This is a genomic window from Streptomyces odontomachicola, assembly GCF_039605595.1.
Taxonomy (GTDB): domain Bacteria; phylum Actinomycetota; class Actinomycetes; order Streptomycetales; family Streptomycetaceae; genus Streptomyces.
This window is the reverse complement of the sequence record NZ_JBCFOK010000010.1, coordinates 248,889-262,351: the sequence shown is the minus strand read 5'-3', so window position 1 is coordinate 262,351 and position 13,463 is coordinate 248,889. Positions and strand designations below refer to the sequence as shown.

12 protein-coding genes are annotated in these 13,463 nt (G+C 71.4%); 3 read left to right on the top strand and 9 right to left on the bottom strand.

What is annotated here, in order from left to right; all coding sequences use genetic code 11:
- The first annotated feature begins 47 nt into the window (after nucleotides 1-47).
- On the top strand, nucleotides 48-1,547 hold the full coding sequence (locus tag ABEE00_RS20395) for a sialate:H+ symport family MFS transporter (RefSeq protein ID WP_345747007.1): 1,500 nt from the start codon (nucleotides 48-50) through the stop codon (nucleotides 1,545-1,547).
- A 96-nt stretch (nucleotides 1,548-1,643) separates the two neighbouring features.
- On the opposite strand, the gene ABEE00_RS20390 is transcribed toward ABEE00_RS20395, so the two are convergent.
- Nucleotides 1,644-2,693 (bottom strand): zinc-binding dehydrogenase, encoded by a 1,050-nt coding sequence (locus ABEE00_RS20390; protein WP_345747066.1) that lies wholly within the window; start codon nucleotides 2,691-2,693, stop codon nucleotides 1,644-1,646.
- 176 nt (nucleotides 2,694-2,869) lie between these two features.
- Here ABEE00_RS20390 and ABEE00_RS20385 point away from each other — a divergent pair, with 176 nt between their 5' ends.
- Complete coding sequence (locus ABEE00_RS20385; protein ID WP_345747065.1) at nucleotides 2,870-3,418, top strand: TetR/AcrR family transcriptional regulator; 549 nt, start codon at nucleotides 2,870-2,872, stop codon at nucleotides 3,416-3,418.
- A gap of 152 nt (nucleotides 3,419-3,570) precedes the next feature.
- On the opposite strand, the gene ABEE00_RS20380 is transcribed toward ABEE00_RS20385, so the two are convergent.
- Entirely contained in the window at nucleotides 3,571-4,044 is a 474-nt protein-coding gene (locus tag ABEE00_RS20380) for a winged helix-turn-helix transcriptional regulator (protein ID WP_345747006.1), read from the bottom strand.
- A gap of 113 nt (nucleotides 4,045-4,157) precedes the next feature.
- Here ABEE00_RS20380 and ABEE00_RS20375 point away from each other — a divergent pair, with 113 nt between their 5' ends.
- Nucleotides 4,158-5,444, top strand: coding sequence for an MFS transporter (locus ABEE00_RS20375; protein WP_345747005.1), 1,287 nt, complete (start codon nucleotides 4,158-4,160; stop codon nucleotides 5,442-5,444).
- A gap of 81 nt (nucleotides 5,445-5,525) precedes the next feature.
- On the opposite strand, the gene ABEE00_RS20370 is transcribed toward ABEE00_RS20375, so the two are convergent.
- The 7 genes from ABEE00_RS20370 to ABEE00_RS20340 all read right to left on the bottom strand — a co-directional run bounded on the left by ABEE00_RS20370 (nucleotide 5,526) and on the right by ABEE00_RS20340 (nucleotide 13,373).
- Nucleotides 5,526-6,269 (bottom strand): enoyl-CoA hydratase/isomerase family protein, encoded by a 744-nt coding sequence (locus tag ABEE00_RS20370; protein ID WP_345747004.1) that lies wholly within the window; start codon nucleotides 6,267-6,269, stop codon nucleotides 5,526-5,528.
- 175 nt (nucleotides 6,270-6,444) lie between these two features.
- On the bottom strand, nucleotides 6,445-6,906 hold the full coding sequence (locus ABEE00_RS20365) for a PaaI family thioesterase (RefSeq protein WP_345747003.1): 462 nt from the start codon (nucleotides 6,904-6,906) through the stop codon (nucleotides 6,445-6,447).
- 89 nt (nucleotides 6,907-6,995) lie between these two features.
- Complete coding sequence (locus tag ABEE00_RS20360; protein ID WP_345747002.1) at nucleotides 6,996-8,408, bottom strand: beta-ketoacyl-[acyl-carrier-protein] synthase family protein; 1,413 nt, start codon at nucleotides 8,406-8,408, stop codon at nucleotides 6,996-6,998.
- Nucleotides 8,386-8,676, bottom strand: coding sequence for an acyl carrier protein (locus ABEE00_RS20355; protein ID WP_345747001.1), 291 nt, complete (start codon nucleotides 8,674-8,676; stop codon nucleotides 8,386-8,388). Before ABEE00_RS20355 ends, ABEE00_RS20360 begins: the two co-directional genes overlap by 23 nt.
- A gap of 16 nt (nucleotides 8,677-8,692) precedes the next feature.
- Nucleotides 8,693-10,438 (bottom strand): AMP-binding protein, encoded by a 1,746-nt coding sequence (locus ABEE00_RS20350; RefSeq protein ID WP_345747000.1) that lies wholly within the window; start codon nucleotides 10,436-10,438, stop codon nucleotides 8,693-8,695.
- Complete coding sequence (locus ABEE00_RS20345; protein ID WP_345746999.1) at nucleotides 10,435-12,018, bottom strand: B12-binding domain-containing radical SAM protein; 1,584 nt, start codon at nucleotides 12,016-12,018, stop codon at nucleotides 10,435-10,437. The genes ABEE00_RS20350 and ABEE00_RS20345 overlap by 4 nt, the downstream gene beginning before the upstream one ends.
- Nucleotides 12,015-13,373 (bottom strand): B12-binding domain-containing radical SAM protein, encoded by a 1,359-nt coding sequence (locus ABEE00_RS20340; RefSeq protein WP_345746998.1) that lies wholly within the window; start codon nucleotides 13,371-13,373, stop codon nucleotides 12,015-12,017. Before ABEE00_RS20340 ends, ABEE00_RS20345 begins: the two co-directional genes overlap by 4 nt.
- Nucleotides 13,374-13,463 lie beyond the last annotated feature (90 nt).

Below are 13,463 nucleotides of genomic sequence, written 5' to 3'. Positions count from 1 at the left end.
CCGAAGAAGGCCCCCACGCGAACCCCTCCGTCCACCCTGGAGTCGACGTGACCAAAGACGCTCACCCACCACTCCCGCCACAGCAGCGCTGGTATCGCGAGATCAGCCGCACCCAGTGGAAGTCGTTCTTCGCCGCCTGGGTCGGCTATGTGCTGGACGGGTTCGACTTCGTCCTCATCACGCTCGTGCTCACCGAGATCAGCGGCGAGTTCCACCTGAGCACGGTGGAGGGGGCGAGCCTGATCTCGGCCGCGTTCATCACGCGGTGGCTGGGCGGGGCCGCGCTCGGCGCGCTCGGCGACCGCTACGGGCGCAAGCTGTCGATGGTGGTGAGCATCCTGCTCTACTCCCTCGGCACCTTCTTCTGCGGCTTCGCCTGGGACTACACGAGCCTGTTCGTCGCGCGGCTGGCGATCGGCATGGGCATGGCCGGTGAATACAGCGCGAGCGCCACATACGCCATGGAGAGCTGGCCCGCGCGGCTGCGCAACCGCGCGAGCGGCTTTCTGATCAGCGGTTTCTCGGTCGGTTCCGCGCTGGCGGCCGAGGTGTACCAGTGGGTGGTGCCCGCGCTCGGCTGGCGGTGGATGTTCTACATCGGGCTGCTGCCGATCGTCGTCGCGCTGTGGCTGCGGCGCGCGCTGCCGGAGGCCGCCGAGTGGCGCGAGGCGGTCAAGGAGGCGACCGAGGAAGGGGAGAAGAAGCCCAATCCCTTCCGCCCGCTCTTCGCCACTCCGGCGCGCTCAACGGCCAACGTGGTGCTGACGGTTGCGGGAACGATGGCGCTGTTCGGCGCGTTCACCCCACTGGGCGGCGACCTCGTACCGCTGCTCTCGGTCGTGGCGGGCCTGAGCCTGGCCGCGCTCGCCGTCCAGCTCGGCGGGCGGCGCGGCTGGCTCCTCTACCTCGCGATGACCGTCACCGTCTTCTTCGCCTTCCTCTACACCTGGCCCATCCAGTCCCTCCTCCCGACCTACCTCAAGTCCGAACTGCACTACTCCCCCGGCCAGGTCGGCGACGCCATGTTCTTCGCCGGCTTCGGCACGATGGCGGGCTGCTGGCTGGCCGGATTCGTGGGCGACTGGATCGGTACGAGGAAGGCGTACGCGTTCACGCTGCTGGCGTCCCTGGCCTTCGTCTTCCCGGTGTTCGCCGTACGGGACAGCCTGCTGCTGCTCGGTGTGCTGCTGTTCGTGCTCCAGGGCCTCAGCTTCGGCATCTCGGGGCTGCTGCCGCGCTACATCGGCGGCCACTTCCCCACGCACAGCCGCGCGGCGGCGCTCGGCTTCACATACAACGTGGGCGCGCTGGGCGGCGCGGTGGCGCCCGTGCTCGGCGCGCACCTGGCCTCGGGCATGCCGCTGGGCCGCGCCCTCGCGGTCCTCACCTTCGCCGGCACGATCCTGGTCGTCGCCCTGGTCGGCCTCGACGTACCGGCCCGCCTGAACCGGCTGACCGACCCGGGCGCGACGCACGACCATCTGGCGGCGGAACTGCCGGACGGGGGCGGGCCGTTGGAACGTACGGATGAGGCCGCGCGAGCCTAGGGGGTGGGCCTCGGGCGGACCTCGGACGGGCCTAGGGGCGCAGATCAGGGGCGCCCGTCAGCGGTGCAGGCCAGCGGTGCAGGTCAGCGGTGCGGGTCAGGGGCGCAGGACGATCTTGCCTACGTGTTCCCTCTGGGCGAGGGCCTTCTGCGCCTGGGCCGCCTCCTCCAAGGGGTGGCTCGCGGCGATCACCGGCTCGACCGCGGCCTGCCGTGCCAGGTCCATCAGGAGGGCGAAGTGTGCGGGCGTGTGCATCGCCGAGCCGATGACCTGCGCGTTGTGGAGGTAGAGGCGGCGTACGTCGAAGGCCACCTCGTAGCCGCCGAGCGCGCCGGCGATCACCCACCGGCCGCCCTCGCGCAGCAACGGCAGGCCGTCGCCGACCAGTTCACCGGCGACGACATCGAGCCCTACGTCGATGCCCTCGGGGGCGGCGGCGCGCACCTGTTCGGCGATGTCCCGCGCGCGGTCGAGGACTTCGTGCGCTCCCGCTTCGCGCACGGCCTCGATCTTCGTACCGCTGCTGATGGCGAGCACCTTCGCGCCGCGCGCACGGGCGAGCTGCACCAGCGCGAGGCCGACGCCGCCGGAAGCGCCCGAGACCAGGACGGTCTCCCCCTCGCGCAGCCGACCGCGCTCGATCATGCCCAGCGCCGTTCCGTACGCGGTCGGCAGGCTCGCGAGCTGCTCGTCCGTGAGCGGGGACGCGGTCACGTCGTGCACGCGGTCGGCCAGGGCGGTCACGTACTCGGCGTACCCGCCGTCGCGTTCGCTGCCCATCAGGCCCACGGGGTGCGCGTCGGGTCCGTCGGCGTCGTAGATCGCCGGGTCGACGACTACGCGGCGGCCGACGAGATCGCCGTCCACGCCGCGGCCGACCATGGCGACCGTCCCCGCGACGTCCGCGCCCTGGATGCGCGGGAAGTCGATCGGCCCGCGCCAGCCCGACAGCGCCTGCGGATCTCCCGGGCGCCCGTACGCGCCCTCCCGGGTCCACAGGTCGGTGTTGTTCAGCGCCACGGCGCTGACCTGCACCAACACCTCTCCCGCTCGCGGCGCCTGCACGGCCGTCTCCGTCACGCGAAGGACCTCGGGACCTCCGTGCTCCTCGATCCGCACCGCACGCATGGTCTCCGGCACGCTCATGGTCTCGGACACGCTCATCGCTGAACCTCCTCGCAGGTATACTGATCTGTGAACCTCGGACGTGAGCCAGAGTACACCGATCGGTGAAGGAGTGCAGGGTGCGGGATACGCGGGAGCGGGAAGCCGATTCTCAGGAGGCCGGGGCGCCGGAAGCCGAGGCCCGCGGCGCACGCGTCATGACGCCCGCCGGGCGGCGCATCGTGGAGGCCGCCGAGGAGCTGTTCTACGAGCGCGGCATCACCGCGGTCGGCGTGGACCTGATCGCCGAGCACTCGGGCGTGACGAAACGGACCCTCTACAACAGGTTCGGCTCGAAGGACCAGCTCGTCGCCGCGTACCTCGCGGAACGCGACCGGCGCTGGCGCGCGTACGTACGCGAGGCCGTCGACGCCTGCGCCGACCCCCTCGACGCCGTGACCGCGCCGCTCGACGCGCTGCGGACCTGGAGCGAGGGCAACGCCCGCGGCTGCGCGTTCATCAACGCCCTGGCCGAACTCCCCGACCCCGCGCACCCCGCGCACCGCATCGCCGCCGACCAGAAGCTCTGGCTGCGCGACCTGTTCGAGGAACTCGCCACCACGGCCGGCTGCCCCGACCCCAGCACCCTCGCCACCCGGCTCCTCACCCTGCACGAGGGCGCCTTGGCCACCCAGCCGCTACCCCTCGACACGCTCGCGGCCAGTACGGAGCTGGCCCGGGCCCTGGTGCGGGGGTGCGCCGGCTAACTCCCGTACGCCGCCGCCCGGGAAGCCGCGCGGCGGACACGGCGAGGACGACGACAGCATCCAACTCGGCCCGCCGGAGGCCGGGTTCAGGAGCATGCAGCACTCAGCGAGGCCACCAACACGGCCTGCGCCGCGACCCTCCCCCGAAGCGTTCAGCCCTCCCCGGCCTCGGCCCGCCCCGCGTCGAGTTTCTCGACCCTCGTCTCGTCCGGGCCGATGGCGCGGCCGTCGGCGGAGCGGGGCTCCAGGGGGCTCAGCGGTTCGCCGTTGCGGCGGTCGAGGAGGCGTGAGTGCTCCTCACCGGGGGCGAAGCAGTGGGACTCGCCCCACTGGCGCAGGGCCACGATGACGGGGAAGAGCGCCCGGCCCTTCTCCGTCAGTGCGTACTCCTGGTAGCGGCTGCCGTCCGCGGCGGGCACGGTCTCCATCACCCCGGCATCCTCCAGCGCGCGCAAGCGGCTGGTCAGGATGTTCTTGGCGATGCCCAGGCTCCGCCTGAACTCGCCGAAGCGCCGGCTCCCGTCGAAAGCGTCGCGCACGATCAGCAGCGACCACCAGTCGCCGATCGCGTCGATCGACCGGGCGACGGGACAGGGCTCGGCGTCGAACCGCGTACGCGCGACCATCGCGACTCCTCCTCGTGCACACCGCGTTCAGCCTCTCTGGTTGCAACATGCTACCTCGCTGCCCTACCGTCCAGCAGGTGGCAACTTGCAACCACTTACGAGGGGGACGCCGCATGTCCGCACACTGCTCGAAGGCCGACGACCGAATCGACGACGGGACCGGCGACGAGACAGACGGCCGGCCACCCGCGGACGCCCGACTCGCCCCGCCCGACGGCCCACCGCCCACACGCCTGGTCCTGCTCTTCGCCGTCGCCTGCGGCAGCGCCGTCGCCAACGTCTACTTCGCCCAGCCGCTGCTGGTCACGCTCGGCGAACAGTTCGCGCTCGGCCCCGGCCTGCTCGGCGCCATCGTCACGGTGACCCAACTCGGGTACGCCGTCGGCCTGTTGCTGCTCGTTCCGCTCGGCGACCTGCTGGACCGACGGAAGCTGATCACCGCCCAACTCGGCCTGCTCGCCGTCGCTTTGCTCCTCGCGGGGCTGGCGCCCGGTGCCGCCCTGCTGTTCGCCGCCCTCGCAGCGGTCGGCGCGCTCGCCGTCGTCGCCCAGACGATGGTGGCAGCGGCGGCCCATCTCGCCGCGCCCGCGTTCCGCGGACGGGTCGTGGGCGCGGTCACCAGCGGGGTGATCACCGGCATCCTGCTGGCCCGCACGGTGGCGGGCGTACTGGCCGACCTCGCGGGATGGCGCGCGGTCTACCTCCTCTCGGCGGCGGCGACCGCGCTGCTCGCCGTGCTCCTGCGCCGGGCCCTCCCGTACGGGCGGCCGCCGAAGACCACCATGTCGTACGCGCGTTTGCTGACCTCAACAGTCGCCCTGTTCGCCCGCCACCCGCTGCTCCGCGTGCGCGGCGTGCTCGCGCTGCTGGTCTTCGCGGCGTTCAGCACGCTGTGGAGCAGCGTCGCGCAACCGCTCAGCGCCCCGCCCTGGTCGCTGTCGCACACCGCGATCGGCGCGTTCGGGCTGGCCGGAGCCGCCGGGGCCGCGGCAGCGGGGGCGGCAGGGCGCTGGAACGACAGGGGGCTCGCGCAGCGGACCACGGGTACGGCGCTGGTCCTGCTCGCCGCGTCGTGGCTCCCGCTGGCCTTCACCGGGCGCTCGCTCTGGGCCCTGGCGGCAGGGGCGCTCCTGCTCGACTTCGCCGTCCAGGCCGTGCACGTCACCAACCAGTCCCTGATCTACGCGGCCCGGCCGGAAGCGGGCAGCAGGATCATCGGCGGCTACATGGTCTTCTACTCGGCGGGCAGCGCCCTCGGCGCGATCGGTTCCTCGGCGGCGTACGCGGCGGCCGGCTGGACGGCGGTGTCCGCACTGGGAGCGGCGTTCAGCATCGCGGCCTTGCTGCTGTGGGCGACCACGCGGCGGCTGCCCGGGGCGACGGACGGCACCGTGAGGTGACCCCCAACTCGCTTTACGGAGAACCACATTCGGCTCGGGCGCCTGCACCCTGGTGGCCTTTGCCCTGCCTACGGGGCCCCCTCACCCCTTCCCCAACCCCGCCAAATACCCCCGCAGCACCCCCGCCGTCTCCTCCGCGCTCCACAGGTCCGCTACGCGCGGGTCGTCCACGGGGCGGTCGGCGGTGATGCGTTCCGTTGCTGGGCGGTGCAGTTGGTGTTTGGAGAGGGCGTAGACCTCGGGTGGGACGGCACGCAACGCTTCCGCCGTACGGAACGCGGCCGACATCAGGGACTCGGGCTCGGTGAGTTTGTGGATCAGGTTGTTCGCCGCCGCCTGGTGCGGGGTCAGGCGCGGGGCCGCGAGGACCATGGCGTCAAGACCGGGGCCGACCGCGTGCCGCATGATCTCCAGCGGAACGGTGGGGAAGGGCAGGCCCGCGGCCAGCTCGGTCAGCCCGATGGTGCCCTCCGACTCCGGCATCAGCCGCGCGTCGCACGCAGCCGCCAGCACGCAGCCGCCGGCCAGCGCATGCCCGTTGACCGCGGCGACCACGGGCTTGGGGTGGCCGAACACGGCCAGCAGCGCGCGGCTCAGCGCGGGCAGGAACTCCTCCACGTACGGCGCTCCCCCGTCGGCCAGCCGCTTCAGGTCCACTCCGGCGGAGAAGCAGCGGCCCGAGCCGGTGAGGACTACGGCCGGCGCCTCGGCGACGGCGGCGAAGGCGTCCGGCAGGGCGGTGAGGAGTTCCAGGTCCAGCGCGTTCACCGGCCCGTGGCGCAGCGTCAGTACGGCGGTGCCGTCGTGCTCGGCTGTCTCGATCACCCGGCAATGCTGGCGGGTGCGGGGACGGCACGCCAGGCGGAAACCGGCCGCACGGAGCACCGCAGCACCGGAACGCCGGAATGCCGGAATGCCGGAATGCCGGAATGCCGGAATGCCGGAATGCCGGAGGACAGGCGCCCCCCGAACCCGCACCCCGCACCCGCTCGGAGCGCCGTCAGTCCTCGTACCCCTCCAGGTCGGCGAGGAGGAGCGTGGAGACCGTGTACGTGCCCTGACCTGCGGCGGCGAGTTTTCCGCTGTCGGTGTAGATGTTGCTGCGCGTGACGTAGAGGGTCTTGCCCGCGGTGACCACCTCGCCGATGGCGTAGATGCCCTCGCCGCGTACGGGCCGGATGAGGTTGATGTGGTAGTCGACGGTCAGCACGCTGTAGGTCTCCTCCAGCGAATTGGCCGCCATGAAGCCGGCGGTGTCGCCCACCTCGAAGAGCAGGGCGGCGTGCAGGAAGTCGGCGTTCTGGGTGAGTTCGCTGTGGAAGGGCATGGCCACTCGTGCCAGCCCCGCCTTCTCGATGGTGATCTCGCTGCCCAGTGTCCGGGAGATCTTGCAGTTCATGCAGCAGCGGACGAGCTTCTCGAAGTGGGTGGGAGCGGGGGTGGGGGTGGAGGAAGGGGCCATGGCCGGTGCTCCTTGCGCCTCTGCGGAAAGGGACGAGGGGGAAAACACGGGAGAAGCACGGACAGCATGGCGCACCCGGCCGCCCCGCCCTAGCCGCGCGACACGACGAGCCCGGCGTTGATCCCGCCGAAGCCGAAGGTGTTGATCAGGCAGTGCTCCACCGCCGCTTCGCGTGTCTCGCGTACGAGGTCGAGGCCGGCGAAGTCCGGGTCGGGCTCCTCCAGATGCAGGGTCGGCGGCACCGCGCCGTGGCGCAGGGCCAGCAGCGCGGCGGCGAGGCTGAGCGGCCCGTTCGCGGCGAAGGCGTGCCCGGTGTGGCCCTTGACCGAGGTGATGGCGGGAGCACGGCGCACGCGAGACGTAACCGCGCGTATCGCCTCCAGCTCCGCCGCATCGCCCTGGATCATGCCGCTGGCCTGCGCGAACACACAGTCGATCGCTTCGGGGCCGAGCCCGGCGTCGGCCAGCGCGGAGGCCATGCAGCGCGCCGCGTGGCCGGCGGACACGCCCGCGATGCCCTCCGAACCGCTGTTGCCGGCGAAGCCGCTCAGCTCCCCGTGGATCCGCGCGCCCCGCGCCTCGGCGTGCGCGCGGTCCTCCAGGACGAACACGGCCGCCGCCTCCCCCACCACCATGCCGTCCCTGGTGCGATCGAACGGCCGGGGCGTGCGCCCGGGGTCGGCGCCGCGGCTGAGCACCCGCATGGCCTCGAACCCGGAGTACGTGATGGGCGTGGTCACCGCCTCGGCCCCGCCCGCCAGGGCCCAGGTGCGCGCGCCCGAACGGATCGCGCGCATCGCCTGCCCGAGCGCCTGGCAGCCGCTCGCGCACGCCCCCGCGACCGTCGTCTGCTCGTCCTCGATGCCGTGGTGCAGAGCGACGGCGCTGGCGGCCATGTTGGGGATGAGGGAGGGGATCAGGTACGGGCTCGTCTTGCGCACGCCGCGCCGCTCCTGCCGCAGGACCCCGGCCTCGACGCTGGGCAGCCCGCCCATGGCCACGCCGAGGACGACGGCACCGTCGGGCGGGTAACGGGGCGGCACGGCACGGGAGTTGGCGCCCTCCTCGTACGACCGGTCCTCGGCCCCGTACGACCGCGCCTCGCCCGCGTACCGCTGCCCCTCGTACGACCGCCCCTCGCCCCCGTACGGCTGCCCCTCGTACGACCCGATCCCGCTGTCCTCCAGCGCGCGCCCTGCCGCGAACAGCGCGTACCGCACGAACGCGCTCATCCGCTTGGCCTCGAAGTCCAGCGCACCGGGGCCGATGACCACGGCGGAGTCGTCGATCTCGCCCGCGTACCCGCTCTGGAAGCGGGCCGGGTCGAAGCGGGTCAGCGGGCCGACGCCGGAGCGGCCGCCGATCAGGCCGCTCCACAGGTCGCCGGGGCTCGCGCCGAGCGGGCACAGCACGCCGATGCCGGTCACCGCGACCCGGCGCGGCCCCGCCGGTGAGGCAGGGCCCGCCGGGGCCTCGCGGTCACGCGGGCTGCTGCTCCGCATCCTGCAAGTCGCGTACGTAGTCGACGAGATCCTGCATGGTCTCCAGGCGCCCGATGGCGGTCTCCTCGAAGTCGAGCTGGAAGCAGTCCTCCATGTAGAGCAGCATCTCGACCATCTTGAGCGAGCTCATGCCCGCGATGGAGGTGGCGAGCGGGGACTGCGGGCTGAGGTGCGAGACGTCCGCCTCGACGAACTCGCCGATGTGCGTGACGATCTCCTCGAACAGCTTCCGGTCGCGCTCCTGGTCCGGCGTCACTTGGTCTGGCATCGCGTCCACCTCTCCCTCACGGTGACTTCTCCGTCGGTACGGCGGCGGCGTACCGCTCCTCGATCAGCCGCCTGCACAGATGGCGCTGGATCTTTCCGCTGGTGGTGCGCGGGAGTTCGGACCTGCGCACCCAGTGGTACGTGACGCCGCCGAGGCCGAAGACCTCGGCCAGCGCCTCGCTCACCGCGCCGGTGATCTCCCGCCGGTCGCGGCCCTCCGCCATCCGCTCGTCGAGCAGGAGGTGGAGCTGTTCGGTGCCCAGCGCGGGGTCGGGCACGCCGACCGCGACGACGGCCGCGCGTCGCGGGCCTCCGGCGGCGGCCTCGACGAAGCTCTCGATCTGCTCGGGTACGCAGTTGCGGCCCGCGATGATCACGAGATCCTTGCTGCGGCCCGTCACATACAGCTCGTCATCGGCGAGATAGCCCAGGTCACCGGTGCGCAGCCAGCCGTCGGGGCGCTTGAGCTCAGGACCCGCCGCGCCCGGTTCGGCGCTCGCCCCACCGAGATACCCCTCGATCACGCTCGGCCCGCTCACCTCCACTTCGCCGATCCACCGCTCGGGCAGGGGGCTCCCTTCGGCGTCGGTCACCCGCAGTCCGTGGCCCGGCAGCACGCGGCCCACGCACATCACGCTCGTGCCGCGCGGGCCGCCGTCGGAGACGCGGGGCACCACCGCGCGGCCGCGCGCCGCGACGGACTCCGCGTCGACGTGGTCGGCGGCGTACGGGCGTGTGACGTCGGAGATCGTGACGGCCAGGGTGGCCTCGGCGAGCCCGTACACCGGGCGCAGCGTCGTCTCCGGCAGCCCGAACGGGCCGAAGGCCTCCTGGAATTCGCGCATCGTCCCCTCGCGCACCGGCTCGGCCCCGCACAGCGCCACGCGCCAGCAGGACAGGTCCAGGTCCCGCGGCGGGCGCCGGCCCGCGACCCGCGCGCAGATGTGGAACGCCGAGCTGGGCGCCGGTGAGAGCGTGCCGCGGAAGCGGTGGATCCACCCCGGCCACGCGAGGGGGTTGCGCAGGAAGTTCACCGGGTCGGACAGCACCATCGGGATGCCGGACCACAGCGCGTACGAGATGCCGACCAGGCCCATGTCGTGGAACAAGGGAAGCCAGCTGACCAGCACGTCGTCGGGGCGCGCCCGGATGGCCTCGGCGATCGCGCCCACGTTGGCCGTCAGGTTGCCGTGCCGCACGGCGGCCAGCCTCGGCGTGCCGGTCGAGCCCGAGGTGGCCTGGAGCTGCGCGAGGGTGTCGGGGCGCGCGTACGGCTTGTCCAACTCGGCCGGCGCGCCCCTGAGGTGACCCGGAGTGAGGACCCGTAAGGGCACCAGTGGGGCGAGCGCGGCCGCCCGCTCCGGGGTCGTGATCAAGTGCCGCGCCCCGGCGAGCTCCGCGGTGCGCCGTACGTGCTCCGCGTACTGCGCCGTACGCCCGTCCAGCGGCTCGGCCAGCACGAGCGGCGCGGCGCCCGCGTACAGGCAGCCGAGGTAGGCGGCGAGGAAGTCGCGGGAGGTGGGGAGGATGAGGAGGACGCGTTCGCCCGCGCCGATGCCGTGTTCGGCGAGGCCGCCGACGGAGCGCGCGAGGAGGCCGCGTACGTCGGCGTGGCTGAGCGCGTGCTCCTCGCCCGCCTCCGCCTCGGAGCGCTCGATCACATGGAAGGCGAGGCGGTCGGGGGCGCGGTCCGCGCTGTCGAGGAACGCCTCGACCACCGTCTGCGCGCCCGCTCCCGCACCAGCGCCTCCCGTCCGCCTCACCGCGCGTACCCCTTCACGAACTGCGCGTCGGCGCGCTTGGACGAGCGCTCCAGCCAACTGCGCAACTCCCCGTGGCGGGCGTCGAAATGGTCCTTGAGCAGGCTTTCGCGCAGCGTCCCCGCCGGGGTGTAGTACGGCTTCTCCAGCTCCTCCAGAAAGCCGACGTGGTGCTCCATCCCGGCGCGGCCGCGCTCGACGCTCTTCGCGTACGACTTGAGGCGCGCGCGGCGCTGCGGGCGCTGCTCGATCTCGAAGGCACGCCGGAAGAAGACGTCGTAGCTGTCGAGGATGCCGCGCTGGAGCTCGCTGGGGCGCATGTGCCGCGGGAAGATCCCGACGAAGGAATAGTGCTGGTAGGTGGGCACCTCCATGATGATGCGGTGGTCCTCGACGTCCTGCCGTGAGCCGTACAGCAGGTTCTGGAAGGGGTATTCCGCCAGGCACACGAAGACCGGGTGCATGATGCGGGCCTCCGCGCACCAGCGCGCCGTGGCCTCGATGGCCGGGCGGTCCTGCACGTCGAGGCCGTAGATGATCGCGGAGTGGATGGCGATGTCGTTCTCCGCGAAGCGCAGCAGCCGCCGGGTCTGTTCGGAGGCGTCGACCTTCTTGTTGAACGCCTTCAGGACGCTGGGGTCCTCCGACTCCACGCCGAGGCAGTACTCCTCGAAGCCCGAGCGCTTGAGGTCGAGGACGAGGTCCATGTCGTCGGCGTGGTTGACCCTGCTCATCGCGATGAACTTGTAGTCGCGGTCGCGGAAGGTCTCGGCGATCTCGCGGCAGTAGTCCTTGCGCGTGGTGAAGTTGAGGTCGGTGACGTAGAAGCGGCTGCACCCGGTCTGCTCGTACAGGGCGTCCAGCTCGGCGCGCACGTCCTCCGCGGTCTTGGTGCGGAAGCGCCGGCCCAGCAGCCTGATCGCGTAGCAGAAGGAGCAGTCGAAGGGGCAGCCGCGGGACATCGAGACCGTCGCCCAGTGCAGCTTCGGGGCGCGGGCCAGGAACTTCGGGTTGATCGCGTTGAGGATGTTGCCGTACCTGGCGATCTTGTTGACCACCAGGTCGCCGTCGTCGCCGATGTACGCCAGGTTGTCGACCTCGGTGACCGGCTCGCCCGCCTCCAGCGCGCGGATGAGCTGGACGGCCGGCACCTCGCCCTCCGCGATCACCGCGTAGTCGGCGTACCGCAGCGCCTCGTACGGGGCGAAGGCGGCGTGCGGGCCGCCCATGATCACCACGCTGCCGGGGCGCCTGGCGCGCCGAATGGCCTCCAGGGTCTCGAGGTTGGACCAGAAGTGCGTGGCCAGCGCGGAGATCAGGATGTAGTCGTAGCGCCCGAGCGGGAAGTCCTCGGGCTTCTCGCCCCAGAACATCTGGCACATCTCGACGTCCGCCTCCGGATACTCCTGCTGGATGAAGGAGGCCACGTAGTAGATGCCGTCGTTGTACGTGGTCGCCAGCGTGGAGGCGTCGGGATAGGCCTCGTGGAAGCCGAGTTGGACGCACAGGATGCGCAGGTGCCTGCGGCCGGCGCCGAGGAACCTGGGGGTGGGCAGGGGTACGGGCGCGTAGGTGCCGCTCATGCGGGGCCGCCAGCGCTCACGCCGGCCCGCGGGGTGGTGGCTCGCGCGGCGCCGGCCCGTGGCGCGCCGGGTTCGGCCGTGACGCCGTGTCGCCTCGCCATCTCCCTGCGCACCTTCACCTTCATCTCCCGCTTGAGCTGCCGCGCGATGCGGTCCGGGTCGTTGACCTTGCGCTGCGCCCAGGCGAGCAGGTCGCGCGCCTCGCTGCGGGACATCTTCGGGTGCTTCCAGACCAGGTTGTACAGGTCGTGCTTGCTCAGGTCGGGCTCGTCGATGAGGTGTTCCATCTGCCGGTAGAGCCGGGTGCCGTGGAACGGGGTCAGCAGCGTGAGCTGGCAGGCGAACAGCCCCTCCTGGTCGAGCTGTTCGATGTCGTACTTCATGTCCTCGATGCTGTCCTCGGCGAATCCGATCATGAAGGTGCCGAGCGCCCTGCGGCCGTTGGCGAGCAGCTCGCGCACCGTCTGCCGCACGTTGTAGACGTCGTCGCGCTTCTTCACGTCGGCGACGTTCTTGTCCCGGTACGATTCGATGCCGACGATCGCGCCGTCCATATAGCGGTCGGTGAGTTCGGGAATCCTGCCGCGGATCAGATCGGCGCGGGTGAGGCAGATCCAGGGCAGTTCGCGTTCGGCGAGGGCGTCCACCACCTGTTCGGCGAGATGATTCGTGAGGAAGAAGCTCTCGTCGTAGATGATGACGTGCGCGACGTTCGCCTCACGATAGGCGTCCAGCGCCGCGTACATGTCCTCCATGAAGATGGCTTCTTCTTTGGGGTTGAAGATCGGCGTGGAGCAGAACGTGCAGCCGATATTGCAGCCGCGCTTGGAGTAGAGATAGCCGACCGGCGAGTTCATCCCGCGGAATCCGCTCTCGCCGAGCATCGCGGGATGCCGTACGCGCGGCAGCTCGGTCCCGTAGACGTACTGGTGGAGCGGGAACTCCCCCGCCCCCTTCACCAGCCGCGTGAAATAGCGGTCGATGCCCGGGGAGAGCACGCCGTAGTTGCCGGCCCAGAGCTCCCGCACCCCCGCGTCCCTGGCGACCTGCGCCATCTCGCAGGCGACCGGGGTGGACCAGGTGTAGAAGCTGATCCCCACCATGTCCCAGTCCTCGGCGGCCAGCGCGTCGCGGTATTCCTGCCAGGTCGGATACTCGAGGATTTCGATGTCCGGCACATTGTGCTTCAGGAAACGCAGCCCGGTGGGCGGGCAGGTGACCGTCAGCCGGTCCTCGACGTCCACCGCACACGTCCACGCCATATAGGTGTCGGTGCGGTCGTACCAGTTTCCCCCGACCCCGTCCTCTTCGACCAGGGCCTCTATCGGGGCCGTACTGAGGAGAACCTTCTTCATTGCCGCCCCTCCGCTCGACGGTGTCGTTCAACGGACATCCATCCCGCGCGGCCGCACCCCGTTTTTGACCCTCGGAGCGAGACACTAGGA